A 24725-nucleotide genomic window follows, 5' to 3' on the forward strand; every position below is an offset into this window, starting at 1 on the left:
TCGATGGGCGAACTCGAATCAGATCTCGCATCAGATCTGGCCGCGCTGGTGCGGCGGCTGTTCGACGCGCACGACGACCGGCTGCCGTATCTGACACACCAACAGGAGACGGTCACCCGGGGCGAGTTACGCGAGCGGGTGAGCAAGCAGGCCGCCGTCTTCGCCGGGTACGGCATCGGGCCCGGCTCCACTGTCGGACTGCGGACTCCGCCCAGTTTCACGCAGATCGAGGTGCTGCTCGCCCTGTGGCGGCTCGGCGCGCAGGTGCTGCTCTTCGACTTCCGGCTCAAACCGCCCGAGGTGGCCGCGCTGTGCGGCTCCTGCCGGCCGCAGTTCATGGTCAGCGCCGGGTCCAACGTCCGGGCCACGTTCGGTTTCCGGTCCGAGTACGAGGTGCTCACCGAGCGGCGCCGAACCGGCCTCCCGGCCACCACCGGGCACCGGCTCGTCCAGTTCAGCTCCGGCTCCACCGGACGTCCGAAAGTCATCGGCAGGACGGCCCGTTCGCTCGCCACCGAGGTGGACCGGTTCGCCGGGGTCCCGGGGATGCCGGTCAAGGGCGACCGGCTGCTGCTGCTCAGTTCGACCGCGCACAGCTTCGGTCTGATCGGCGGTCTGCTGTACTCCCTCGCCTCCGGTGTCTCCGTCGTCTTCGCGCCCCGCGTCTCCGCCCGCGACATCCTACGGACCGCGCGCGAACACCGGATCACCGCCGTGTTCGGCGTCCCCACGCACTACGAACTCCTCGCCGCCGCCACCGATCCCGGCGCCCTCCCCGACCTGCGGGTCGCGGTGTCGGGCGGCGAGATCATGCCCCCGCAGGTCGCGGCGGAGTTCGCGCGGCGGTACGGCGTGGGGGTGGGTGAGGCGTACGGGACCACGGAGACCGGCATCGTCGCCATCGACGTCGGTGGCACGCTGCGGCCGTCCGTCGGCCGGGCGGCTCCCGGTGTGGTGGTGCGTGTCGAACGGGGCGAACTCGACGTCGCCCTCGACGAGTCGCCGTACCTCTTCGACTCGGGCGGTACGCAGTACGCCGACGGGTGGCTGCACACCCGGGACCGGGCCGAGGTCGACGTGGCCGGCGCGGTGTTCGTGCGGGGGCGGGCCGACTCCCTCGTCGTCATCGGCGGGCTCAAAGTGGATCTGACCGAGGTGGAGAACGTACTCCGCGAACATCCTGCCGTTGAGCAGGCGGTGCTGGTTCACGAGGGCGTGACCGAGGCGTATGTCGCGCTGCGGGCGGGTTTCGAACGGCCTTCCGCCGAGGAGTTGGTGCGGTGGTGTCGGGAGCGGGTGGCTGATTTCAAGGTGCCTCGGGTTGTGCGGGTGCTGGATTCGCTGCCTCGTACTTCCAACGGGAAGTTGGTGCGGCAGGCCGCGGCTTTGCGTTCCGCCGGGTAGGGCCGCTTGTTGCGGTCGTCGGTTGACTGCCGGCCCGTTGTGGCTTGTCGCGCCCCGCGGCGGAGCCGCAAATGTCACAGCCCCGCGCCCCTATCGGGGCGCTTTACTCCCCCTTTTTCTGGAGATGTTGGCCATGAGTACCTCTACCCTGGAAGACGAGATCCGCGAGTTTGTTCTGGGCGCGGTCATTGACGACATGAACATCCTGATGAGCCGTGACGGCATCACGGACGACAGTCCGGTGACCGTGGGTGGGCTGGATGTCGACTCCCTGAGCCTGATCGAACTCACCCTGCGGCTGGAGTCGCGGTTCGGGGTCGAGATCCCGGACACCGACATCGAACCCCTGGCCACCCTGACCCTCGGCGGGCTCGTCGCCGAGGTCGTCCGACGCGGTGCGAAGGCATGAGCACGAGTACGGGGGCCGCCGGCACCGGCACCGACATCACCATCGACTCCGTACGGGAGTTGCTGTCCGACCGGAAGGTGTTCCCGGGGCTGCCCGACGATCTCGGTGAGGACGCCGAACTCGTCCTGGACTCCCTGGGGTTGGTGTGGCTGCTCCATGTGGTGGAGGAGCGGTACGGGCTGGTTGTCGAGCCCAGTGACGAGGAGATCGCCGGGCTGACCTCGCTGCGGCGGCTCACCGGGTATCTGCGGGGCGCCCAGGAAGGGGGCGTTCGGGGTGAGTCGTGAAGTGACGGTCACCGGGTATGGCGTGCGGAGTGCCTTCGGCGAGGGGGCGGATGCTTTGCGGCGCGGGGTGTTCGCGGGGGTGCCGGCGTTTCGGCCGACGACCCGGTTCGATACCGGGCCGTATCGTACGGCGTTCGCGGCTGCCGAGCCCGACGGTGTCGGCGCGGTGGAAGGGTGGGCGTTGCGGCATGCGCTCGGGCGGTGTGGAGACGATGCCCTGAGCATGGCCGGGCTCGGGGTGGGGGCCGACGCTGCGGTACTGCTTGGGGTTGCCGGGGATCATCGGAGTGTTACCCGGTATTGGCGGGGGGCCGGGGATTCTGGGGCGCGCGATGAGTCGTATGTCGGGCGCGGCTCCGTTGTGGCTGGTCGCGCAGTTCCCCGCGCCCCTGTCGGGGCGCTGCACGCGGCGGAATCGGACAGAAGCCGCGCGGACACCGCCTCCCACCTCGCCGACGCCGTGCCTGCTCGGCTCGCCGAGTTGCTCGCGAGCCGCCTCGGCCTGCACGGCCCCCGGCTCACCTTCACCAATGCCTGTGTCGCCTCCGCCGCCGCCCTCATTCATGGGTGTCGGCTGATCTCGTCCGGGCGGGTCGATGTCGTCGTCTGTGCGGGTGGGTATCTCGTCGAGGAGGAGACCTTCGGGAAGTTCGACTCCGGGCGGGCGTTGTCGCGGGACGGGATGGTGCGTCCGTTCAGTGCCGAGCGGAGTGGGCTGCTGCTCGGCGACGGGGTCGCGGCCGTCGTGCTGGAGTCCGCCGGGCACGCCAGGCGGCGCGGGGCCCGGCCGCTCGCGTCCGTCGTCGGGTGGGGCGCCGCCACCGACGCCCACCACATCGCCCAGCCGCACCCGGAGGGTGCCGGCCTCGCACGGGCCGCCCGGCAGGCGTTGCGGCTGGCCGGGGATCCGGACGGGGCGTCCCTCGACTACATCAACGCCCATGGCACCGGCACCAAGTACAACGACGGCGCCGAGACGCGCGGTCTGCGTGCCGCCTTCGGGAAACGCGCCGAGTCGATACCGGTCAGCTCGACCAAGAGCACCACCGGCCACCTTCTGGAGGCCGCGGGCGTCGTGGAGTTCGTGATCACGATGCTCGCCCTGCTGGACGGTGTCCTCCCGCCGACCGCCGGATACGGCACCCCCGACCCGGAGTGCGACCTCGACTACGTGCCGAACAAGCCACGCCCCGCCGACCCTCGCCGCGCCCTCACCATCAACGCCGCCTTCGGGGGCGCCAACACCGCACTCGTCCTGGAGCGGCCATGACGACCACGACCGACTCCGCGGTCCTGCCCACCTCCCCCGCCTTTTCCGTCCTCGCAGCCGCCACCGCCACCCACGGCACCGGCCGGGACGGCGACATCGCGCTGCCGAAACTGCCCGGCTTCGTGGAGTCGGCGTTCAGTCCGCTGGCGTACGAGGTCGCCGCGACATGTCTGACGGCGTGCCACGGAGACGGGGACCGTACCGCCGTGGCGCTGGTCAGTCTGGCGGGTGACACCACCACCGCCGATCTGGCCAGCTCGCGCATGGTGTCCGGGCGGGTCCACAACCCGCTGCTGTTCATGCAGGCCACCGCCAACTCCGTGCTGGGGCACATGAGTCGGGAGTTCGGGATCACCGGCCAGATGTTCAGCCTCTCCACCCTCGCCGACCCGCTGACCGAACTCCTCGCCATGGCCGAGCTGTTGCTGGAGGAACCGGAGCTGGACCGGGTGCTGGTGCTCGGTGTGGAGCTGGGGGGTGGCGAGCGCGTGGCCGCCGTGCACCGTGAACTGGCCGCCGAGTACGCCGAGTACAGCGCGCGTCCGGTGCCGGTCCTTCCCGCCTCCGCCGGACTGGCGGCGGCCGTGCTGCTCGGGCGGCCCGGAGACAGCGGGGCACCGCAGGTTCCGGTCCGGCCCACCGCAACGACGACCGGTCGACTCGGCAGCATCCAGACCCTGTTCGAGCTGGCCGCCACCCACACCGAGACGAGAGAGTCCCATACCCATGCTCATCAGTAGGCAGGAGCGGGCCCGGATCTGCTCCGACACCGAACTGGGCGCCGGTAACGTCCTGGCGCGGCTCGCGGCGTACGAGCGCCCGCTCGACGAGGTCGTCCTGCGCGTGGACGGCACCTGGCGGGCCCCCGACGGGAGTTGTCCCGCACAGCTCACCCTCGGGGAGTTGTGCGAGGTCGTCGAGACCTACGCCGGCTGGTACGCCGCCCAGGGTGTCCGGCCCCGTGACCCCGTCGCCCTCCACTCCTACTCCAGCGCCGAGTTCGCGGTGAACTTCCTCGCGCTGACGTCCCTCGGCGCGATCCCGTCGTTCGTCAACGGCAACCTGCCGCCGGACATCGCGCGGGAGTACGTACGCCGGCAGGGCGCCGTGGGCGCGTTCACGGACCGGGAGCATCACGACGTGCTGGCGTCGGCATCCGGATCGGCCTCTGGCCTCGGATTCTGTGTGACCGCCGCCGACATCCGCCCCGAGCACCGCGCCTCGCTCCCGTCCGCCTATCCCTACCGTCACGACCCCACCGACCCGGTGCTCATCTCGCACTCGTCGGGAACCACCGGTATGCCCAAGGGAGTTCCGCACACCCACCGGACGCTGATGTACGCGCAGTTGCACCGCCTCCGCTACTCCACCGGCACCGACATGGAACGGACGCTGGTCGGGCTGCCGGGCGCGCACAACGCGATGGTGGCGACGCTGCTGTACTGCCTGCTCCTGCGCACCGACATCAGACTCCTCTCCAGCCAGCGCGGCACCGAAGTGCTGGACGCCATCGAGGAGTTCAGGCCCACCACCGTGCTGGCCTTCGCCGGGACCTTCGGCGAGATGGCCGCCGAGGATCTGACGGACCGTGATCTGTCCAGCGTGCAGGTGTGGTTCAACACCGGGGACGCGGCGCACGAGGCGCACATCCGGGCCCTCGTACGGCACGGCAGCCACCAGACCATCGGCAAGGATCTGCGGCGGGTGCGGGTGGACGGCTCTGTCTTCGTGGACGGGCTCGGCTCCTCCGAGGCCGGCTACTCCGTCTTCCACAACCGGCACACCAAGGACACCTCGGCCTACTCGCGCTGCGTCGGCCGGCCGATCAGCTTCGCGGAGGCCGCCGTACTCGCCGAGGACGGCACCCCGCTGCCGCCCGGCGAGATCGGCCGCCTCGGCCTCAAGTCCCCGACGCTCACGCCCGGTTACTGGAACGACTCGGTGACCTGGAACCGTATGCGCCTCGGCGGCTACTGGCTCACCGGCGACCTCGCCCACCAGGACGAGGACGGCAACTTCTACCACCTCGACCGCGCCCCGGACGCCATCCGCACCCGCGCCGGCGTCGTCTTCAGCACCCGTACCGAAGAACTCCTGCTGCGCGAACTGCCCGAGCTGGCCGACTGCACGGTCGTCGGGGTCGCCGAGGACGGCGTACGGGCGGACTGGGACGGCGACGGTGTGGCGGACGCGTACGCGCTGCTCCAGCTCTCCCATGAAGATGAGGGCGCAGATGAAGAGCGCCCCGGCGACGGGGAGTTGACCGAGCGCGTGAACATGGCCCTCAAAGCCGCCGGCTTCCCCCCGATGACCCGCGCCCTGCGCATGAAGCCCGACGACGTCGCCAAGGGCGCCACCGGCAAGGTCCTCAAGCGGGTCATGCGCGACCGCTTCACCACCTCCCTTGCCGCCCCCGCCGCCGAGGAGCGCCGATGAACGCGGGCACCGAAGGCGTCAACCACCGTGCCCGGGCCGGTGAGGCGTACCGGCTCTGGTGGCAGCACGACGCCAACTGGTACCAGGCGGTGGCGAGTCGGTTCGGGCAGGACGCCGCGAACGAGCTGAACGCCGAGGCCCTGCGCAAGGTCGCGACACACGTCGGACAACGCGTCGGCCGTCTCGCCGGCCCGCTGCCCGACACCGGCGACACCCGCAAGGACCTGGAGGAACTCCGCCGCCGGTACGACGACTGCGGCGACCGCATGTTCCCGCCGGAACTGCGCAACGCCTCCACGGAAGTCGAAGAGGATGACTTGATCGTCCTCACGCTGCGCCGGAACTTCGCGATCACCATGGTGCGGATGGCAGGTTCGCTGGACGGCTACCGCTGCCCGTGCACCGACATCCACGCGGGCTGGTCCGAGGGCCTCGGCGTCACCCTGACCGAGAACCGCGCCGAGACCTGTCTGCGCGACGGCGACAAGGCGTGCCGCCTGCTGATGCGCGTACGCACCCCCCTCACTCACGCACATCCCGCCACTCACGACGGTACGGAGGACTGAACACCGTGCGGATACTTGTCGCCGGAGCCACTGGCGTGGTCGGACATCCGCTGGTGGGCGCGTTACGGGCGCGCGGCCACCAAGTCGGCGCGCTGGTACGGGAGGAGTCCCGGGCCCGCGCCCCCGAGGCGGACGCGCTCGTGGTCGCCGACGCCCTCGACCGGGCCGCGCTGCTGGCCGCCGTGTCGGACGTACACCCCGACGTGGTCGTTCATCAGCTGTCGGCGCTACGGCTGTTGCGCGACGACCCGCCCGAAGCCTTCGCGCGGACCGCCCGGTTGCGCACCGAGGGCACCGCCAACCTGATCGCGGCGGCCCGCGCGGCCGGCGCCCGGCGGCTGGTCGCACAGAGCATCGCCTTCGCCGCCGCGCCGACCGGGGAGACGGTCGTCGACGAGAGCGCGCCGCTGTACGTGGACGCCCCGGACCCGGGTTGGGCGGCCACCGTACGGGCCGTAACCGACCTGGAGTCCCAAGTTCTGGACAGCTCGCCGGAGTTGAGCGGGCTGGTGCTGCGGTACGGGACGCTGTACGGCCCCGGCACCGCGTACGCCCGTACCGGCGGCGGGACGGCTGAGCGAGTGCTGGCGGGGAAGTTGCCGCTGCCCGAGGGCGGGGCCGGGATCACCTCGTTCCTGCATGTGGAGGACGCCGTGGGAGCGGCGGTGGCGGCCGTGGAGTCGGAGGCCACCGGCGCCTTCCACATCACGGACGACGAACCGGCCCCCGCAGCCCAGTGGTTGCCCCACTACGCCGACGCGCTGGGCGCCCCTCCCCCTCGTACGATTCCGGCGGCGATGGCACCCCGGTTGCTCGGCTGGTTCATGGCCCACCAGTTGACCTCGGCGTCCGGGGCGTCAAATGCCCTGGCCCGTACGGCACTTGGCTGGAAGCCGGTGCGGCCGAGCTGGCGCGACGGGCTGGGCCAGGAATGACCGAACCCGCGCCCAGTCCGGGTGAGGTTCTCACCGTGTGTGTGATCGGCGCCGGTCCGCGCGGGCTCTCGGTCCTGGAGCGGCTCTGCGCCAACGCGGACCAGGCCGGCCGCCCGGTCGTGGTCCACCTCGTCGACCCGTACCCGCCGGGGCCGGGCGCGGTGTGGCGCACCGACCAGCCGCCCGAGCTGCTGATGAACACGGTCGCCTCCCAGGTCACCCTGTTCACCGACGACAGCGTGCCGTGCGCGGGCCCGTCGATACCGGGCCCGAGCCTGTACGAGTGGGCGCGCGCCCTGGGACCCGGGTCGTACCCGGCCCGGGTCCTGGCGGAGGCGCGGCAACTGGGACCGGACACCTATCCGACCCGCGCCTTCCACGGCCACTACCTGAGGTGGGTCTTCCAACACCTCTTACGTACGGCCCCCGACCGGGTCACGGTCCACACGCACCGCTCGACCGCCGTCGCCCTGGCCGACACCCCGGACGGGCGCCAGACGGTGACCCTGGCGGACCGTGAGCGGCTGACCGGGATGGATTCGGTCGTACTGGCACTGGGGCACGGTGAGTCGACCCCGGCTCCCGAGGAGCAGGACCTGCGCTCCTTCGCCGCCGGGCACACCGGTCTGGCCTACGTCGGTCCCGCCAACCCGGCCGACGCCGATCTGAGCGATATCCAGCCGGGCGCCCCGGTCGCCCTGCGCGGGCTCGGCCTGAACTTCTTCGACCAGCTCGCGCTGCTCACCGAAGGCCGGGGCGGCACCTTCAAACAGGGCGACCGGGGCGCGGGCCTCGTCTACATCCCGAGCGGCAACGAGCCGGTGCTGTACGCCGGTTCGCGGCGCGGAGTGCCGTACCACGCGCGCGGCGAGAACGAGAAGGGCGCGCTCGGCCGCCACCACCCGCGCTTCCTGACCCCGGAGGTCATCGCCGGACTGCGGCGACGCCCGGTCGGCTTCCGCGCCGACATCTGGCCACTGATCGACCGCGAGGTACGGACCGTCTACTACGAGGCGTGGATCCGCGCCGCCCAAGGACCCTGGGCGGCAGCGGAGTTCGTACGGTCCTGCTTCGCGGGCCGCGATCCCGAGCCGGTCCTCCTCGACCGGTACGAGGTACCGCCGGACGAGCGCTGGGACTGGCGGCGCATTGAACGCCCGTACGGCGACCGGCATTTCACCTCCCGCGCCGACTTCCGGGAGTGGCTGCTCGGCCATCTGCGCCGGGATGTCGTCGCCGCCCGCCTCGGCAATGTGAACGGCCCGCTGAAGGCAGCGCTGGACGCGCTGCGGGATCTGCGCAACGAGGTCCGGCTGGTGGTCGACCACGGCGGGGTCTCCGGTGCGTCGTACCGGGCCGAACTGGACGGCTGGTACACGCCGTTGAACGCGTTCACGTCGATCGGCCCGCCCGCGTTCCGGATCGAGCAGCTGATCGCGCTGATCGAGGCGGAGGTGGTGCAGGTGGTGGGGCCGGGGATGCGGGTGCGGGTACGGAGGGCGAACGGTGTTCCCGGTGTCGGCGACGCCGGTTTCCTCGTGGACGCGGAGGGGGTGTCGGAGGCGCCGGTGCTGGTGAGGGCGCTGGTCGAGGCGCGGCTGCCGGACATCGACGTGCGGCGCAGTGCCGATCCGCTGGTGCGGGGGCTGCTGGCGGAGGGCGGGTGCGTCCCGTACCGACCGGGCGGCCAGGCGTCGTACGAGTCGGGCGGGATGGCGGTGACCGACGGTGCTCCCCGGCTGCTGGACGCGTCGGGACGGCCGCACCCGCGCCGGTTCGCCTTCGGGGTGCCGACGGAGGGGGTGCGCTGGGTGACGGCGGTCGGTATCAGACCTGGCGTGGGCTCGGTGACGTTGGAGGACTCGGACGCGATCGCACGGGCGGTGCTGGGGCTGGTACTGGAGGAGTCGGAAGTGCCGTCGCACACACCCGAATTGGTGATCGGTCAGACATCAGGCGCAGGGAGTCGGTGAAACCGATGAGCATGAGCGGGAGGAAGGTGTCCGCGTCCTCCGTCGGCACCGACGCGGGGCTGCTCGCCCCCACCTGGGCGGGTACGCCGACGGCGGCCGAGGTGACCGACGAGGCGTGGCTCCAGGCCATGCTGGACGTGGAAGTGGCCCTGGCCCAGGCCCAGTTCGCGGTGGGCCTGACACCGGCGGCCGCTCTGGCGGCCATCGTCTCGGAGGCCCGGGCGGACCGCCTCGACCTGGTCGCCCTGGCGCACGGGGCGCGGGCCGCCGCCAATCCGGTCGTCGCCCTCGTCCCCGCCCTCACCGAAGCGGTGGCCGCCAAGGATCCGGCCGCCGCCGAGTACGTCCACCGGGGTTCGACCAGCCAGGACATCCTCGACTCGGCGGCGATGCTGATCGCCCGCCGCGTCCTCACCCTGATCTCCACCGACCTCGAACGCACAGCCGCCGCCCTGGCCGCACTCGCCGACACCCACCGCCACACCGTCCTGGCCGGCCGCACCCTGGCCCAGCACGCGGTTCCCACCACCCTCGGTCTGAAGGCGGCGACCTGGCTCCAACTGGTCATGGACGCCCGTACGCGAGTTGTGGCGGTGGCAGGCACACTCCCGGCCCAACTAGGCGGCGCGGCAGGCACGTTGGCGGCGTACCGCGAGTACGCGGCCCTCGACGGCGGGGAGGGCAGAGCGTCCGAGGGTACGGGCGGAGTCGAGCTGCTGGCCCCCTTCGCGAAGGCCCTCGGCCTGGCCGAACCGACCCTCCCCTGGCACACCGTACGCACGCCGATCGCCGAACTGGGCGCGGTGCTTCAGCTGGTCACCGGGGCGCTCGGCAAGTTCGCGCTGGACGTGCAGACCATGTCCCGTACGGAGATCGGCGAGGTCTCCGAACCGGCGGCGGCAGGACGCGGAGCCTCGTCGGCGATGCCGCAGAAACGCAACCCGGCCCTCGCGACGCTGATCGTGTCGGCGGCCCGCCAAGTACCGGCGTACGCCCTGGTGTTGGCGCAGTGCCTGCTGGCCGAGGACGAACGCCCGGCCGGGGCGTGGCATGCCGAATGGCAACCGCTGCGGGAGGCACTGCGCCTCGCGGGAGGCGCGGCGCACACGGCGGTGGAGCTGGCGGAGGGGCTGATCGTCCACCCGGACCGCATGCTGGCCAACCTCCACCTGACGGGCGGAGCCGTCGTGACCGAGCGCTTGGCGGTGGCACTGGCCCCGGTACTCGGCAAGGCGAAGGCGAAGAAGCTCCTCGCGACGACCTCGGCGGAGGCGGCGGAAACGGGCCGCCCGCTGACCGAACTCCTGACCACGCACGAGGAGTTGTCCGGGAACCTCACCCCAGCCCACCTGTCGGACCTGCTCGACCCGACCCGCTACACGGGCGCGGCGGACGCCCTGATCGACCGAGCGCTACGCGCATACGAGGGCAACGGAGGCGTCGTCCGATGGGCAAAGTGAGAGTGAGCGGTACGGGCAGTACGGGTGGTGCGAGCGGCGCGGGGAAGCCCCGGTCGTCCTGGCCGGTCCTCCTGGTCGTGGTCTGCGCGCAGATGCTGATCTGGCTGGACACCTCGGTCCTCAACGTCGCCGTCACCACCCTGGCCGACCCGGCCGACGGACTGGGCGCGTCCCCTGCCGAGTTGGAGTGGGTGGCGAGCGCGTACACCCTCGTCTTCGCGGGCGCCCTCTTCGCGGGCGGCGCGCTGGCCGACCGTTTCGGCCCCCGGACCACGCTCCTGGCGGGCCTGGCACTGTTCGGCGCGGCCTCGGGAGCAGGTGCGTTCGTCTCCTCCCCCGGCTGGCTGATCGTGGCGCGGGCCGTGATGGGCGCGGGCAGCGCACTGCTCATGCCGGCGACGCTGTCGGTGATCGTGCAGAGCACCCCGGAGGAGAAACGTACGCGGGCGATCGCGATCTGGAGTTCGTCCAGCGGACTGGGCGTGGCCGTGGGCCCGGTGGTCGGCGGGGCGCTGCTCAGCAACTTCTGGTGGGGCTCGGTGTTCCTCGTGAACGTGCCGATCGTGGCGCTGTGCATGGCCGGAGTGGCAGCGGTCGTACCGGAGTTGAAGAGTCCGAGGCGCCGCCAGCTGGACCTCCCCGGCCTGGCGTTGTCGGTCGTAGGCCTCGGCGGAGTCGTCTACGGGATCATCGAGTTGGGCAACGGCCGGACCTGGTACGGCCCTCACGTCCTCCTCCCCCTCCTCCTGGGCGGCGCGTTGCTGACCGCGTTCGTGGCGGGTCAGCGCAAGTCACCGGCCCCCAGTCTGGACGTACGGCTGTTCCGGCAGCCCGGGTTCGCGGCGGGCAGCGTCGTGCTGCTGATCGCGTTCATGGCCCTGGCCGGGCACCTCTTCTACGCGGCCTTCTACCTCCAGGGCCCGCGCGGCCTCTCCCCCGCCGACGCCGGGACGGTGATGATCGCCGCCGCGATCGGCATAGTGCTGGGCAGCCAGGCGTCCCCGGCGATGAGCCGCCGGCTCACGGCCCGTTGGACGGTGGCGGCTGGGGTCCTGGCCACGGCTGTCACGTACATCGCGTACGCCTGGCTGGACGGCGGAACCCCGATCTGGTTCATCGCCACGCTGCTGTGGGTGCAGGGCTTCGGCATGGGCCTGGTCGGTACGCCGGTCACGGCCGTGATGATGAGCGGGGTGCCGCCGCAACTGGCGGGCGCGGCGTCGGCGGTCAACAGCGTCACGCGTCAGGTGGGCGGGACGCTGGGGGTGGCGATGGCGGGTTCGATCCTGTCGGGGGTGTACCGGGCGAGGATGTCGGACACCTCCGAACTACCTGCTGGGGTAAGAGAGTTGCCCGCCCCCGCCGCAGAGCAGGCCCGCACGTCCGCGGAGGCGGCCCGCTCCCTGGCCGACTCCCTCCACCTGCCGGAACTGGCGACGACGGCCGACCGGGCCTTCCTCGACGCGATGTACGCGGCCACCCTCTCCATCGCCGCCCTGGCCCTGATCGGCTTCGCGGTGTCGGTGGTGGGCCTGCGGACACGGCCGCCGGAACCGCAGGCCGCCGTCCCGTCGAAGGTGGACTCCGCGTAGCGGACGCAACCCAGGAGAAGGAGGAACAGAGGGTGGAGGAGAGGAACTTGGAGAGCGAGGCCATGATGGCGCAGGCGACGCCCCGGTCGGTCTTCGTCACCGGCGGGAACAGGGGGATCGGGCTGGCGATAGCCCGCCGTTTCGCGATGGCGGGCGACCGGGTCACGGTGACGTACCGGGAGGGGAAGCCGCCGGCGTCGGAGGGATTCCTGTCCGTACGCTGCGATGTGACGGACAGTCAGCAGGTGGATCAGGCCTTCGAGGAGGCCGAGGCGGCACACGGCCCGGTGACGGTCCTGATCGCCAACGCGGGCACCTCGAACGACCGTCTGCTGGTCCGGATGACGGAGGACGACTTCGCCTCGGTCATCGACACCAACCTCACCGGCGCCTTCCGGGTCACCCAGCGCGCGGTACGCGGAATGCTCCGCGAGGGCCACGGCCGTATCGTCCTGATCTCCTCGACGGCAGCCCTGCACGGCTCGGCCGGCCAGACCAACTACGCGGCGGCGAAAGCGGGGTTGATCGGCTTCGCCCGCTCCCTCACCCGCGAACTGGGCCCACGGGACATCACCTGCAACGTCGTCTCCCCCGGCCTCACGGAAACAGACATGAGCGCCGCCCTCACCCCCGACCAGCGCCGCGACCTCCTCCGCCAGACCCCGGCGGGCCGCCTCGGCCACCCGGACGAGATCGCGGACGCGGTGACGTTCGTGGCGGGGGCGGGGGCCGGGTATGTGCGGGGGGCGGTGATTCCGGTGGACGGGGGTGCGGGGTTGGGGCATTGAGGGGGTACGAGGTGCGAGGTGGGCGCCGAGTTCGCCGAGCGCGGCCATCTGCACCGGCCACGAGATCGACCTCACGACCCTCTACAGCCCCACCCGCCCCACGCCCTAGCATCGGCACATGCGCTTATGGCGGAGTCATGACACGGTCGCGGCCCTCCCGCGCGACCCCCGGGCCGACGAGTATCCGATGCCGATCGTTCCGTACGGGTGGTACGCCGTGCTCCGCAGTGGCGAGTTGCGTTCCGGCAAGGTCGTCAGCCTGCACTACTTCGGGCGGGCGCTCATCGCCTTCCGGGGGGCCGACGGGCGGGCGACCGTGCGGGACGCGCACTGTCCGCACTACGGCGCGCATCTGGGCGCCGGCGGGAAGGTCGTGGACGGGACGGTGGTGTGTCCGTTCCACGGCTGGCGGTTCGGCGCGGACGGCAAGTGCGTGGAGGCGCCGTTCGCCACCCGCACCCCCAAGGTGTCCCTCGGCGGCTTCCCGGTCCGCGAACACAGTGGACTCGTCTTCGTGTACGCCGGACCGGGCGAGCCTGCGTGGGAGGTGCCGGAGATCCCCGAGACGCGGTCCCGGGACTTCGCCGCGCCGATCGACGACACCTGCCGGGCGCGCATCCACGTCCAGGAGATGCGCGAGAACATCGTCGACGAGTCCCACTTCCACTTCATCCACGGACAGAGCGAGCCCCCCGTACAGGAGTGGCGGGAGGACGGCCCGTACGCCGAGGCCCGCGGCCGGATCTCCCGGCGCGTCCTCGCCTGGGACATCGACAACACCTTCGACGCGTTCATGTACGGCCCGGGCGTGATGGTGGTCCGCGTCCACGGCCCCGTCCTGTCGGTGACCGCGGTCGCCCTGACGACCCCGATCGACGACAGCACGAGCGAACTCCGCATGCTGTACCACCTCCGCAAACCGGCCCGCCTCCCCTTCCTCACACCTGCGCTCAAGCTCGTCTTCCGCGCGGAGGCCCTGGGAGAGGTGCGCGAGGAACTCCGGATCTGGGACCACAAGATCCACCAGGCCCGTCCTGTGCTGCTTCCGCACGAGAAGGGGATCAGGGCGCTGCGGCGGTGGTACGGGCAGTTCTATCCGTCGGGTGGGACGAATGCGGTGCCGGGTCAGCCGGTCCGGACGGGTACGCGAGGAGGCGGGACTTGATCGCCCCTGACCTGCTCACTCAGCACTAGGTGCTAGCGACGGAAAGCGAGCCCGTGCCCGTCGATGCTCCTGACGTCTCCGGCAGGGGAGCACCCCCGACCGTGCGGTTAGGGGTGCTCTTCTCCTGCTCTGCGGTCAGTGCTTGATGTGTTCCACAAAGGCGCCCCACGCTGCTTCGGAAGCAACCAGGATCGGCCCGTGGAGGTTCTTGCTGTCGCGAATCGGCACGGTGCTGGTGCCGAGGAAGGCGACTTCCACACAGGCCGACTGTCCGTTGCTGCGGCTGGACTTGATCCATATCGCGTCCGACAGATCAATTCTTTTCATAACTCCCTACCACTTCAGAGATCAGGTCTCTTGACGCCTGGTCGTCGAGCGCTGTGTTCCAGATGTTGTCGAAGGCAGCCTCGTAGCGCGCCACTTCGCTCGCCTTGTCCAGGTACAGGTCTCCGGTGTAGCCGTCCGCGTACACCGTGGGTGGCTCGGTCGGACTGCCTTCCCCGTTGAGGGGGAACCGCAGGATGCCGAACGGGCCCGACATGACCCCCAGGTGGAGTCCCGCATCGAACGGAACCACCTTGATGGTGACGTTGGGGTACTCGCCGACCTTCAACAGATGGCGGAGTTGTCCCGCCATGACGGTGGTTCCACCTACGGGGCGCCTCAACACCGCTTCGTTCAGGGCGACGTTCAACCGCGTCGGTTCGGTCGCCCGAGTGAGAAGCACCTGTCGGGCGGTACGAAGGTTCACCCGCCGTTCGATCTCCTCGTCGTCCTCGGCCGGGTTGTCAGCACCCATGACCGTGCGCGCGTAGTCCGCAGTCTGGAGGAGTCCGGGGATCAGCTCGCTCTCGTACCAGTCGACGTCACACGCGGCCTCTTCCAGCCCGATGAAGAGATCGAACCCGTCGGGGATCACATCCCCGTAGGCATGCCACCAACCGCGCGCCTTGGTCTCCTTGGCGAGCCCCATCAGGGCATCGCGCAGATTGTCGGGCGCTCCGTAGACCTTGCACATGGCCTCGACGTCCAGACTCCGCAGGGAGGTCTGGCCTGTCTCGATCCGCCACATCTTCGCCTCGGACCACTCCAGCTTCCGCGCTGCGGCACGGACGGTGAGACGTGCCTGGTTGCGGAGATCCCGGAGGTACCTCCCCAACTGCCGGCGCGGAACGGTCGAGCCCGTCGGTCCCTCGGCCATCGCCACCCCTTCCCTTCTCTCAGTATGAAGCACTCTCAATACCCGAAATGAAAGCATCGCTGTGCTCGCTTCACAATGAGAGTCATGAGTTCGAATATCGCTTACTGAATTACTCAAAATGAAGTCTTGCAAGTTGAGTACTTCAGAGAGCATGCTGAGGCTGCCGACACGGTGTGTAGTGGTCCGTGTACGGCATCGAGACCGCAAAGACCCCCGCGACGCGGCGAACGTCCGGGGGCATGGCCCAGCAACTGCATAGGAGTTGATGAACATGGCCGAGCGTAGCGCTGCCGCGCTGCACTGGGTTGGGGTGGCCCTGGTTCTCTGGGGCCTCACCCGCCTGATCCCACCGACCGGCGTCCGCCGGAAAACTCCGACGACGGCACCAACCGTCATGACCAGTGCGAACGCCAGTGACCTTGCCGGTTCGGCGGTACGAGTGCCCACTGCACGCCGGTCGCCGTACAGCACCGACCGGGCGCCTCTGGACGGTTCGGCGTCCCGACTGTCCCGGCCCTACCTCCCCGCCTTCACTGACCTTGTTGTCCACGCCGAGCTGAGTGCGGTGGGGGCCCGATGACCGGCCGGAGGGATGCGAGGGTCCAAGCGGCCGTACGGCAGGCCGAGTTGCCCATGTTGCGTGCCTACCGGCTGTGGTTCGAGCATGCCCGTAAGTGCACCGGCTGCAAGCCCGCCCGCAGGGCACTGGACGGGTGCGAGACCGGACAAGAGCTGTGGGGCACCTACCGCCGCACGTACGACGGAGGTGCCGGATGACCACTCACTCCACCGACACCTGCGGGACGGTCCGCGCCTCGCTCTTCTACCGTGCGCCGATCCTCAGCGAGACCGGCTCGTGCGTCCTCCCCAAGAGGCACGAGGGCGACCACCAGGACGCCAAGGGCGCACGCTGGTACGTGATTCCGCTCGTCGGCGGTGCGGACCTCGGCGGGGAGAGGGGCCACGCGATGACCCACGAGTCGGCGACCTGGACACCGGAAGCCCCCTTCCGTTCGCCCCGCTGTGTCCTGGGTCAGCACGCCGAGTGCCGCGACTCCGAACCCCGCGACACCGGCGTACCCGGAGTCCGCTACCTCGTGTGCACCTGCGCCTGCCATCGCCCGGCGGTGACGGACGTGGTCAATGAACTGCCATGATTTCAGGGTTAGTTGGCTGCGCGTGCGATGCGGCCCGTGCTCCAGTCGGGCGGCCGTCTCACATCCGGGATCTCAGAACGTCGACCTCACAACCCGGCGCGAAGGGGTCGAAGCCGTGCTCGGTCAGCCAGCGAACGCTCAGCAGGCCTCGTAACGACCACCACGCGTGGATCACGTCGAGGTCGATGTAGATGTCGGTGCCGTAGCCGGTGACGACGTCTTCGAGGTGTTCCTCGTGTCCGAGCGTGAAGGTGGCGAGGTCGTACAGGGCATCGCCCTGGCCCGCCTCGGACCAGTCGATGATGCCGGTGACCTCGTCGCCGTCGACGAAGACGTGCGCGATCTGCAGGTCGCCGTGTGTGAACGCCGGAGTCCACGGCCGGAGCGCGGCCTCGGCGACCTGGCGGTTGCGGGTGACCAGGTCGGCGGGCAGGAGGCCGTTCGTCACGAGCGAGCCGCACTCGTGGTCGAGTTCCGCCGTCAGCGCGGCGATGCTCCGGCCGGCCTGGCCAGGTCGGGGTGGCAGGGGTGCTTCGTGCAGCTTCCGGATGGCGGCGCCCGCTGCGGCCCACGCCGCCGGCGATCCGGTCGACGGCCCGCCGAGGCGCCCGAGCGTCGTCCCCGGGAGTGCGGCGAGCGCGAGCGCGGACGGCTTGCGCCACAGGACCTCCGGGGTTGGGACCGGCGTGAGGGACATCGCCTCGACCTCGGCGTCGAGACGCGCCTGATCGGCGTCCACCTTCAGGAACACGTCACCGACGCGCAGAGTCACGCGCTCGGAATGGGCGACGACGACTTCGACCTCATCCATAGGCGACCAGTATCCCGGGGTCGATCGCCGACGTCGCCGGGTTTATCGTGTGCGATCACGCGGCTGACCGTGTCCCGCTGCCCGGCGGTCTCGTGCACGACACCGGCCTCTGACCAGGTCAAGCCCACCACGTTTGTCAGGAGTTACTAGCACCGCAGCACCATCCACAAGTCGGGTTCCGTGCCCCGCCTTCCTTTTCTCTCTTCTCCGTGCGGGAGTTGTGACATGGGTGGTCATCGATTGCTTTCCGGAGAAGAGGGTCGACAAAGCTCTGTCGGCCATGGCCGACAGTTCGGCCGTTCTGCTCCGGGAGTGCGAAGCCGAAGAACGGCGCATGGAGGAGTTGGAGGCGCTCAGCGAGGCCGGTATTCGGCAACACGCTGACAAGAGGCAGAGTTCCAGGTACGACGCTGAAACCGTGCTGCTGACGGTCCGTCTGGATCTGGCCGTCCGCTGCGCCAAGGCGCACCGTGACGCCGCGCGCGAGTTCGTCTGCTGGTGGCTGGACACGTCCCTGGCTGCCTGGAATTCCGCCGTCCACGGAACGCCGCTGCCTCACGCCCGCATGGGTGCGGCCGCGCTAGACACCCTGATGACCGACGAAGAGATGTCGGTCCTGCCTCGTGCGGACGAACAGATGCGTCAGCTTGTGGAGTTGGGCACCTTCCTGGGTGCCCCTCGGCCGGATTCCGTATCCGGCGACAACGATGACCTCGTAGCAATGACCGCCGACCTGGCGGCCCGCGCCGGAGACTGTTCGTCCAGCAGGACGACGCGGGCGGTATCAACGTGGTGGACAGTGCCGATCCGGAGGCGCGACGACGCCGCCTCTGGGGAGACTTCTGGCTCGAACACGGCATTCCGGCCCTGCCCGAGCCGGACGAACTCGACGTTCTCCTCGACCGCACACCCGGCGAGGCCGCAGACCGCCTGCGGAGCGCCACTCAGGAAGTGATCCGAGCCGTCATGGCCGGATCACGTGCCTCCGAGATGGAAGCCGCCGAGGACCCATGGACACCCGCAGACATTGATGAGTACGACCGACTCTCCGACCAACTGAATCGTCTGAAGAACCTTCTCGCCGACTGCGCACAGATCATCACCGACAGCCTTCCCAGGACCCGGGCGGCGAACCAGAGTCGGGCCGGCGCCGGCTGAACTGTTGCGGGGCGAGGCGAGGCGAGGCGGGGCGGGGCTGCCGTCGTTCGGTGGCGTCTGCGCCCGGCCGTTTTCCGTACTGGATCTCAGGACCCCTTGATCAGCTTCCTGATCTGCCGGCGACGCCTGGCCGTCCCCGTCGTCCGACGACGACGCGCACGCGGCGGACACCGCGACGGTAGCCGCGGCCACGACAACCCTCCTCTGCGGTGTTGTCGCAGGTCGGTCGTGTGATCACCGCCCGGGCCGAGTGGGCCAGGGCAATTCGCACGTGCGGCCTCCCTGGGTACCGCTTCGCTTCCGGAGTCGTCGCCGGTGTTCAGTCCGGACGTTCAGCGGTCATACGACGATGCACGTCATCGCCGCCCACAGCAGCGGCGAGTGTTCGGTCCTGCCCTCCGACCGCCAGTGGTCCAGCTGTTCACGCTGCCAGCCCGCCAAGTTGCCTACCGGGTCGGGGTGTTCGTGGGCGCTGTCTATCGCGCGTATTGCCTCCGACAGCGGGCGTACCGACTCCGGGACGTCAGCCAGGTGGTGGTACGCGAAGCTTGTGGGGAGGGTCCAGCGGGTTGCCGTCACCAGGTCGGCGCCGTTGTGGAGCATGGCCGTGGCCAGGCCGAACGGTTCCGTGAAGCGGAGGTCGGCGGCGCTCTCGCAGCCGATCAGGGCCACCCGGGGTGGGGCGGGCCAGATACGGGAGCCCGGTTCGCCGTCCGGGCGCAGGGGCAGGGTGCCCAGCAGGAGGTCCTTGGCCGACAGTGGGCGGTGGGTGCGGATCGGGTCGGTCAGGCCTGTGGTGTGTGGACCGCAGGACAGGTGGAGCGTGCCGTCCTCGCTCTGGCCGCCGGCTGTCGGCGCGCCGCTCACATGGCCTACGTAGAGAAGTCTGCGGGCGCCCTTGCGGAGTACGTCGCTCAGCCAGTCCCTGTCCAGGTCCGTGCGGCGGAACGCCTCCGCCGGGGTGGCGACGGACGGGACGGCCGTACCCGCGTCCAGGTGGTTCTGGACCAGGGCCAGCAGTTCCGGGTCCGAGCCTGGCGGGCCCAGGACCGAGCCGAGCGGGGAGTCCGCACGGAATCCGGGGACCCTGGGGTCCAGGACCAGGACGACTGTTTCGGAGGGGGGCGCGGACTTGTCTTCTTCGTCTTCGGGGGTCGTCTGCCTTCTCAGTGACGTCGGTGCCGTCGTCACCACGTCCGCCAGGTCCAGGAGTCGGATGTCTGTCCCGTCTTCTACCGCCAGTAGCTCCCAGGGGACCTGGGCGACCCGTGGCGACGGCTGGATCCGGATCAGGGGGCGGCCCGCTCGTGCCGACACCTGGCGTATCTGTGCCGTCAGGCCCTCAGGCCACAGCACCTCCGCCAGCAGCCTGGCCAGGTCGTGCTCCGTGGCTTGGTTCGTCAGCGGGCTCGTCTCGAACGCCCGGCGCATCCCCGCCGCTCCCTCGCCCGACGTCGGCAGCGCCCCCGCCAACTCCCCTACCGCCCGGTCGACTTCGTCGGCAGGAGCCCAACCCGTGCCGAAACCCTTCGCGCCGCCCGCCCAGGTCCAGGTCATGAACAGGTCGCCGGCGTCGGCCAGTCGGACCTGGACCACCGGGCGGCTCGTCAGGTCGTCGGTGATCCAGAAGGGGACCTCTTCGTCGTTCACGATCCGGCGGTGATAGCGGAACTCGGCCGACTCGATGTACTCCTGGAGTGCGACCCGGCCGGGGCCCTGGGCCGCCATCCGTACCTTCGGGGGCGGTGCCACGCGCAGGCCTGCCGAGGCCGCTGCCTCCGCCGCCACTCCTCCGAGCGTCGTCGGGCCGTCCGCCCGCTCGTACGCCCCCTCCGCCTTCATCGCCGCGTTCGGGAAGAGCCTCGTACCGTCCTCGGCTCTCGTCGGCGGGCGCGGGGCGGGGTCCAGGGACAGGGGTGCGCCCGCGCTGCGGTGTTCCACCAGTTCGAAGAGCAGGCCCTGGTCCTGACGGCGCACTGCCAGGCGGAACGCCAACTCCATGCCCTCGTCCGCCAGTTGGAGCCATTGGGCGCGTGCGTGGGCGGTGGCGAAGTCGTAGCGGGCCGCCTGGAGGGTGAGGGCGGCGGGGAGGGCCAGGGAGAGGGCGTTGTCGATCGAACGTCTCTCGTGGGCGCCGTGGTCCGTCCGGTTCAGGTTGTCCTCGAGCGTGGTCGCCAGCATGAGGTCGACCTGTGCGCAACGCTCGTACACCTCCCGCTCCTGGTAGACGTCACGAGCTGTCTGGGCCAGGCGCTTCATCTCCTCGATGTCGCCACGGGCGTACGCGTGTTGGGCGCCCAGCAGCATCGTGTCCGCGGCCGCGAGTGAGGCGCCCAGTTCCTCGAACCGGGCCAGGCTCGCCGTCGTCAGGTCGACCGCGCCGGTCATGTCGCCTCGTCGGCCTGCGAGATATGCGCGGGCCTGTTCGCAGGTCGCCAGGTCGCCGTGCAGTTGCTGCTGCTCGAAGTACGCGGACGCCTCCGCGAACAGCCGTTCCGCCAGGGCGTGTTCGCCTCGGTCCATCGCGATCCATGCCCGGTACGCGAGCATCGACCGCTGCTCACCGATGTCCCCCAGCGCCCGGTAGCGCTCCTCCGCGCGGGCCAGGTGGTCCTCGGCCTCGTCGAAGCGGCCGGTCGAGGAGCAGATCATGGCCAGGGCGGTCAACAGGCGTGGGACTGTCTCCAGTTCCGCTGCCTCGGTTGTCTGGAAGGTGGACAGCAGCGCCGTCGCGTGGTCCTCCGCCGGGCCCCACTCGCCCCTGTCCATCAGCAACAGCACCCGGTTCAGGGCCAGTTCGGACGCACGCAGTCCCTCGGGGTCGTCGAACTCGGGCAGTCTGGCCGCCGCTTCGTCGAGACACGCCAGCGCCTCGTCCAGGCGTCCGGTTCTGCGCATCAGGTCGCAGCCGGCGATCAGCGTCCTCAGCAGCATCTCCAGCCAGAGTTGACGGCCGCGCGGGCCCATCGGCGCCGACGCGATGCCGTCCAGCAGGGTGCGGGCGCGCTCCACCGCGTCCTCGGCTCCGGCCAGGTCCGTGGCGGTGAGCCGGACGCTCGCGAGGTTGGAGAGCAGGTGGGCGCGCAGGAAACGTACGTCGGGCGAGTCCTCGATGGACTCCGCGAACGTGAGCAACTCGTCGTAGACGGCGCACGCGGCCGACAGGTCGCCCGCCAGCTGGTGCTCCTCGGCCAGGGCGAAGGCGCTGTCGAGCGGCTCCCCGTACAGCTGCATGACACCCGCGGTCGTGTCCTGCTCGCCCTGCGAGATCTCCTCGTTCGGCATACGTCAGTCGTCCTCGTCAGTAGTCCTCGTCGGTGGCTGCTGCCGCGGTCTCGGCGAGGAACGGTGCCGAGGGTGTGTCGTGCGGCGAACCGTCGTGTGTCGTGGGTTCCGTCGCTGTGGTCAGTCGGCGCCGGACGAGGGCCCGTACGGCTTCACGCGCTGCGCGGTCGCCCGGCGTGCCAGTTGCCGGGTCGAAGCCCGGCAGCAGGACGCCGACCTCGATAATCGGTGCCGGTATCCCGGCCAGCAGGTCCGGGGCCAGCTCGCGGCGGCCCGTCCACAGGTCGTCCCGCCTGGTGAGGGGCACGCGGTGCGGGTCGCCGCCGTCGACGTGGACCTCCGCGACCAGGGGTGCGCCGGTGGTCGGCGCCGTGCTGTGGGCGACGACCTCGACCTCGATCCGTCGCCGTGCGCCGACTGCGCGGGCGGTCCAGGTCACGGCGTTCTCGGCGGCGTCGACGAAGCCGGGCGGGTAGCGGCGCCAGTCGTTGGTCCCCTGGCCCCGGGCGATCAACCGGCCGCCGGTGCCCAGTGGTTCGCCCGCCGCCAGGGCGTAGCCGCCGGGGCGGGCGAACAGTGCGCCGAGGTCGGCCCACGGACCGGTCGGGCCTCGCCCGTCCAGGGCCGAACGGAGGTCGCGCAGGGCTGGCCCGTCCAGTCCGGCGGTGTCCGCCGCGTCGTCGATCAGGCGTAGGACGCCCTCCAAGTGGCTTGCCGTATCCGCCTGTTGGGGTGTGTCTCGCCACCACTGGAGGAGGGGGTCGAGGGCCGCCTCGTGCTCCGCGATCAGCTCCGCCGCGCAGTCGTCCGGCTGATCGTCACCGAAATCGCCCTCGCCGTCGAACAGTTGCTGGCAGTGGTGGGTGAGCGCCGCCAACTCCAGCCCCAGCAGGTCCGGTTCGAGCGCGGGTATCTCGTCCGGGTACGACGCCGGCCACCACCGGGCCGCCCAGTGGCCCAGGGCGAGCCGGGCGGCGCTGCCCGCGAGGGCGGTCGGGTGCGCTGTCACCCGTACACCGGTCGACTCCCCGGTCGTATCCTCCGTCGTACGGTCGTGGACAGCGGCGGCGATCCGCTCACCGTAGAGCGCCCACAGCCACTGTTGGGCCCGCCCCGGATCGTGGATCTCCGCCGACGGCAGAAGCCCAGGAGTACCGAGGACCGGCCAGGTCAGGACCGCGCCCGCCACATCGAGGACCGCCCGGGTGAAGTCCGGTTCCTCGGCGGCCACTTCACCGTCAACCGCGGCCACTTCACCGTCAACGGCGGTCACTTCGCCGTCCACGGCGATCCGGACCGTCCCGTCCTCGCCCCGCGAGACCCGCACGTCAACGCCCGCCCCCGCGCCCGCCCCCGCCATCACGCGCTCCTCGCCCCGGCCGCCGACGCATGGCTGCCCGTCGACAGGACGCGCAGCGCCGAGCGGACGCGAGCCCGGTGGTCCATCATCACGGAGCGGGCGACCCCGTCGAGCACCGACCAGGCCGACGCGAGGTCCGGCAGGGGTGCGTCGCGGACGTCGCGGCCGTGCAGCCGTACCCAGAGGCGTCGCATGTAGGCGGCCCACGGGGTACGGAGATCCTGGGCGAGGGCGTCCAGGACGCCGCCGTCCGGGTCGGGGTGCGGCGAGACGGTCATCCGGCGGGCGCGCAGCACCGATGCCTCGCGTTGCCAGCGGCTGTTGACGGCCCGGTGCGCCGCCGTCCCCCCGCCCGATTCCCCGGTGCCCAGCGGGTCGAGGCCCGCCGCGAGCCGGCCGCCGAGGACGACGGCGACGCGCAGGCTCTCGTCGTACAGGCCGAGCGGGGCGCAGCTGCGGCCGGTCTCCCGTGCGAGGAGTTCCGGCACGGTCGGCAGCTCCTCGCGGTGGGCGGACGACTGGAGGACGACGAACAGGCGCTCGAAGAGCGTGCGGTCCAGCGGTGCGGGCAGGGTCGCCGTCGAGGCGCCCCGGCCGACCTCGGGCCGTGGCGGTGTCCGAAGCCCGGTCAGCCCGAGGTGGGCCGGCAGGTCGTCGTGGCCCCACACTCCGCTCGTGTACGTCCACAGGGCCCGGCCGAACAGGCCGCCGTGGCCCGCCTCGACCATGGCGGTGTACGACGGTGAGGTGCGCGTCGCGCCCGGCGCACCGCATGTGTCCAGAGCCTCGGCGGCCCGTGCGGTGATCGCCGCGATCGAGGCCGCGTCGGCGGTGGCCGGGGGCCGGCGCTCCCAGGCGGCGGCCAGCTCGCCGTCGAGCCGGAACCGCCGTGCGGCGTCGGCCAGATGGTCCTTGAGCGCGTCCACCGTACGTCCGCCGGGTGTGTCCGCCACCTCCTCGACGACAGCCCTCGCTGTCGCGTCCCCATCGAGCGAAGGCGCCCCGAACTCCGTGGCCAGCTCGAAGCACCGCTGGAAGTACAGGTCCTGGGGGTTGCCCGCGACGATGCCCAGCGCTCGCCGCGCCTTCTTCAGCAGCGTGAACCACTGTGCCGTCGCCGCGAGACGCGCGCCCGACTCCCGGATCAGCCCGTCGAGGCGTGCGGCCTGCGCCGGGTCGAGGAAGTCCGCCGCGAGTTCGGGACGCAGTGCCGGTCTGACGACCAGCGGCAGCAGGATCAGCTTGACCGTCCGGGTCAGCGGTGCCCCGCCGGGGCCGCTCAGCGGTTCAAGGCCGGGTCCGAGGCCGCGCCAGGCATGGTCGATGACCAGGGCGCGCGGTCGGCGCTCACCGGTCGGCTGCTGGCTGGAGGACGGCATGCGAGGAGCGTACGCCGAGGAAAAACGGGCGGTCACGGCGAGGGGAGACGGTGCGGACAGACGGCCGAAACCTGGGATCGGTAGGCGTC

22 protein-coding genes are annotated in these 24725 nt (G+C 70.8%); 16 read left to right on the forward strand and 6 right to left on the reverse strand.

From position 1 onward, the window contains the following. Positions 1–3: 3 nt before the first annotated feature. The 13 genes from OG787_RS22840 to OG787_RS22900 all read left to right on the forward strand — a co-directional run bounded on the left by OG787_RS22840 (position 4) and on the right by OG787_RS22900 (position 14285). A complete protein-coding gene (locus OG787_RS22840) occupies positions 4–1404 on the forward strand; it encodes a class I adenylate-forming enzyme family protein (protein ID WP_405536219.1) in 1401 nt (466 codons plus the stop codon). A gap of 124 nt (positions 1405–1528) precedes the next feature. Then, on the forward strand, positions 1529–1813 hold the full coding sequence (locus OG787_RS22845) for an acyl carrier protein (protein WP_369030184.1): 285 nt from the start codon (positions 1529–1531) through the stop codon (positions 1811–1813). Beyond that, complete coding sequence (locus OG787_RS22850) at positions 1810–2100, forward strand: acyl carrier protein (protein ID WP_369030183.1); 291 nt, start codon at positions 1810–1812, stop codon at positions 2098–2100. Before OG787_RS22845 ends, OG787_RS22850 begins: the two co-directional genes overlap by 4 nt. Next, complete coding sequence (locus OG787_RS22855; RefSeq protein ID WP_405536220.1) at positions 2090–3370, forward strand: beta-ketoacyl-[acyl-carrier-protein] synthase family protein; 1281 nt, start codon at positions 2090–2092, stop codon at positions 3368–3370. Before OG787_RS22850 ends, OG787_RS22855 begins: the two co-directional genes overlap by 11 nt. Beyond that, positions 3367–4110 (forward strand): hypothetical protein, encoded by a 744-nt coding sequence (locus OG787_RS22860; RefSeq protein ID WP_405536221.1) that lies wholly within the window; start codon positions 3367–3369, stop codon positions 4108–4110. The genes OG787_RS22855 and OG787_RS22860 overlap by 4 nt, the downstream gene beginning before the upstream one ends. Beyond that, the gene (locus tag OG787_RS22865) at positions 4097–5806 is read left to right on the forward strand and encodes an AMP-binding protein (RefSeq protein WP_369030180.1); all 1710 of its coding nucleotides are present in this window, start codon (positions 4097–4099) and stop codon (positions 5804–5806) included. The genes OG787_RS22860 and OG787_RS22865 overlap by 14 nt, the downstream gene beginning before the upstream one ends. Beyond that, the gene (locus OG787_RS22870; RefSeq protein ID WP_369030179.1) at positions 5803–6372 is read left to right on the forward strand and encodes a hypothetical protein; all 570 of its coding nucleotides are present in this window, start codon (positions 5803–5805) and stop codon (positions 6370–6372) included. Before OG787_RS22865 ends, OG787_RS22870 begins: the two co-directional genes overlap by 4 nt. A 5-nt stretch (positions 6373–6377) precedes the next feature. Continuing rightward, the gene (locus OG787_RS22875) at positions 6378–7307 is read left to right on the forward strand and encodes an NAD-dependent epimerase/dehydratase family protein (RefSeq protein ID WP_405536222.1); all 930 of its coding nucleotides are present in this window, start codon (positions 6378–6380) and stop codon (positions 7305–7307) included. Beyond that, positions 7304–9280: an FAD/NAD(P)-binding protein gene (locus OG787_RS22880; RefSeq protein WP_405536223.1), complete on the forward strand. Its 1977-nt coding sequence runs from the start codon at positions 7304–7306 to the stop codon at positions 9278–9280. The genes OG787_RS22875 and OG787_RS22880 overlap by 4 nt, the downstream gene beginning before the upstream one ends. Before the next feature lie 5 nt (positions 9281–9285). Then, entirely contained in the window at positions 9286–10740 is a 1455-nt protein-coding gene (locus OG787_RS22885) for an adenylosuccinate lyase family protein (protein WP_405536224.1), read from the forward strand. Then, entirely contained in the window at positions 10728–12332 is a 1605-nt protein-coding gene (locus OG787_RS22890) for an MFS transporter (protein WP_405536225.1), read from the forward strand. The genes OG787_RS22885 and OG787_RS22890 overlap by 13 nt, the downstream gene beginning before the upstream one ends. A 65-nt stretch (positions 12333–12397) precedes the next feature. Next, positions 12398–13120 carry a 3-oxoacyl-ACP reductase FabG gene (gene fabG, locus OG787_RS22895; protein WP_369030329.1) on the forward strand — a complete coding sequence of 241 codons (723 nt, stop codon included), beginning with the start codon at positions 12398–12400 and terminating at the stop codon, positions 13118–13120. A 118-nt stretch (positions 13121–13238) separates the two neighbouring features. Next, a complete protein-coding gene (locus tag OG787_RS22900) occupies positions 13239–14285 on the forward strand; it encodes a Rieske 2Fe-2S domain-containing protein (protein ID WP_405536226.1) in 1047 nt (348 codons plus the stop codon). A gap of 135 nt (positions 14286–14420) precedes the next feature. Here the strand turns inward: OG787_RS22900 and OG787_RS22905 are convergent, their stop codons facing one another. Further along, entirely contained in the window at positions 14421–14612 is a 192-nt protein-coding gene (locus OG787_RS22905; protein ID WP_369030173.1) for a DUF397 domain-containing protein, read from the reverse strand. Further along, entirely contained in the window at positions 14599–15486 is an 888-nt protein-coding gene (locus OG787_RS22910; RefSeq protein WP_369030172.1) for a helix-turn-helix domain-containing protein, read from the reverse strand. The genes OG787_RS22905 and OG787_RS22910 overlap by 14 nt, the downstream gene beginning before the upstream one ends. Positions 15487–16062: 576 nt before the next feature. Between OG787_RS22910 and OG787_RS22915 the strand changes: the two genes are divergently transcribed. After that, positions 16063–16263 carry a hypothetical protein gene (locus OG787_RS22915; RefSeq protein ID WP_369030171.1) on the forward strand — a complete coding sequence of 67 codons (201 nt, stop codon included), beginning with the start codon at positions 16063–16065 and terminating at the stop codon, positions 16261–16263. Continuing rightward, the gene (locus OG787_RS22920; protein ID WP_369030170.1) at positions 16260–16643 is read left to right on the forward strand and encodes a hypothetical protein; all 384 of its coding nucleotides are present in this window, start codon (positions 16260–16262) and stop codon (positions 16641–16643) included. Before OG787_RS22915 ends, OG787_RS22920 begins: the two co-directional genes overlap by 4 nt. 58 nt (positions 16644–16701) lie before the next feature. Here the strand turns inward: OG787_RS22920 and OG787_RS22925 are convergent, their stop codons facing one another. After that, positions 16702–17454: a phosphotransferase family protein gene (locus OG787_RS22925; RefSeq protein ID WP_369030169.1), complete on the reverse strand. Its 753-nt coding sequence runs from the start codon at positions 17452–17454 to the stop codon at positions 16702–16704. Between the two features lie 789 nt (positions 17455–18243). On the opposite strand from OG787_RS22925, the gene OG787_RS22930 reads away from it, so the two are divergent. Next, on the forward strand, positions 18244–18612 hold the full coding sequence (locus OG787_RS22930; protein ID WP_405536227.1) for a hypothetical protein: 369 nt from the start codon (positions 18244–18246) through the stop codon (positions 18610–18612). Between the two features lie 339 nt (positions 18613–18951). On the opposite strand, the gene OG787_RS22935 is transcribed toward OG787_RS22930, so the two are convergent. Genes OG787_RS22935 through OG787_RS22945 form a run of 3 tightly spaced genes read right to left on the reverse strand, consistent with a single transcriptional unit; the run spans position 18952 to position 24636 of the window. Beyond that, on the reverse strand, positions 18952–21897 hold the full coding sequence (locus OG787_RS22935) for a CHAT domain-containing tetratricopeptide repeat protein (RefSeq protein ID WP_405536228.1): 2946 nt from the start codon (positions 21895–21897) through the stop codon (positions 18952–18954). A 16-nt stretch (positions 21898–21913) separates the two neighbouring features. After that, positions 21914–23257 (reverse strand): hypothetical protein, encoded by a 1344-nt coding sequence (locus OG787_RS22940; RefSeq protein ID WP_405536229.1) that lies wholly within the window; start codon positions 23255–23257, stop codon positions 21914–21916. Further along, positions 23257–24636 (reverse strand): hypothetical protein, encoded by a 1380-nt coding sequence (locus tag OG787_RS22945; protein ID WP_405536230.1) that lies wholly within the window; start codon positions 24634–24636, stop codon positions 23257–23259. Before OG787_RS22945 ends, OG787_RS22940 begins: the two co-directional genes overlap by 1 nt. Positions 24637–24725: the final 89 nt, after the last annotated feature.

The sequence above is a fragment of the Streptomyces sp. NBC_00075 genome (assembly GCF_045041225.1).
In the GTDB taxonomy this organism is placed as follows: domain Bacteria; phylum Actinomycetota; class Actinomycetes; order Streptomycetales; family Streptomycetaceae; genus Streptomyces; species Streptomyces adonidis.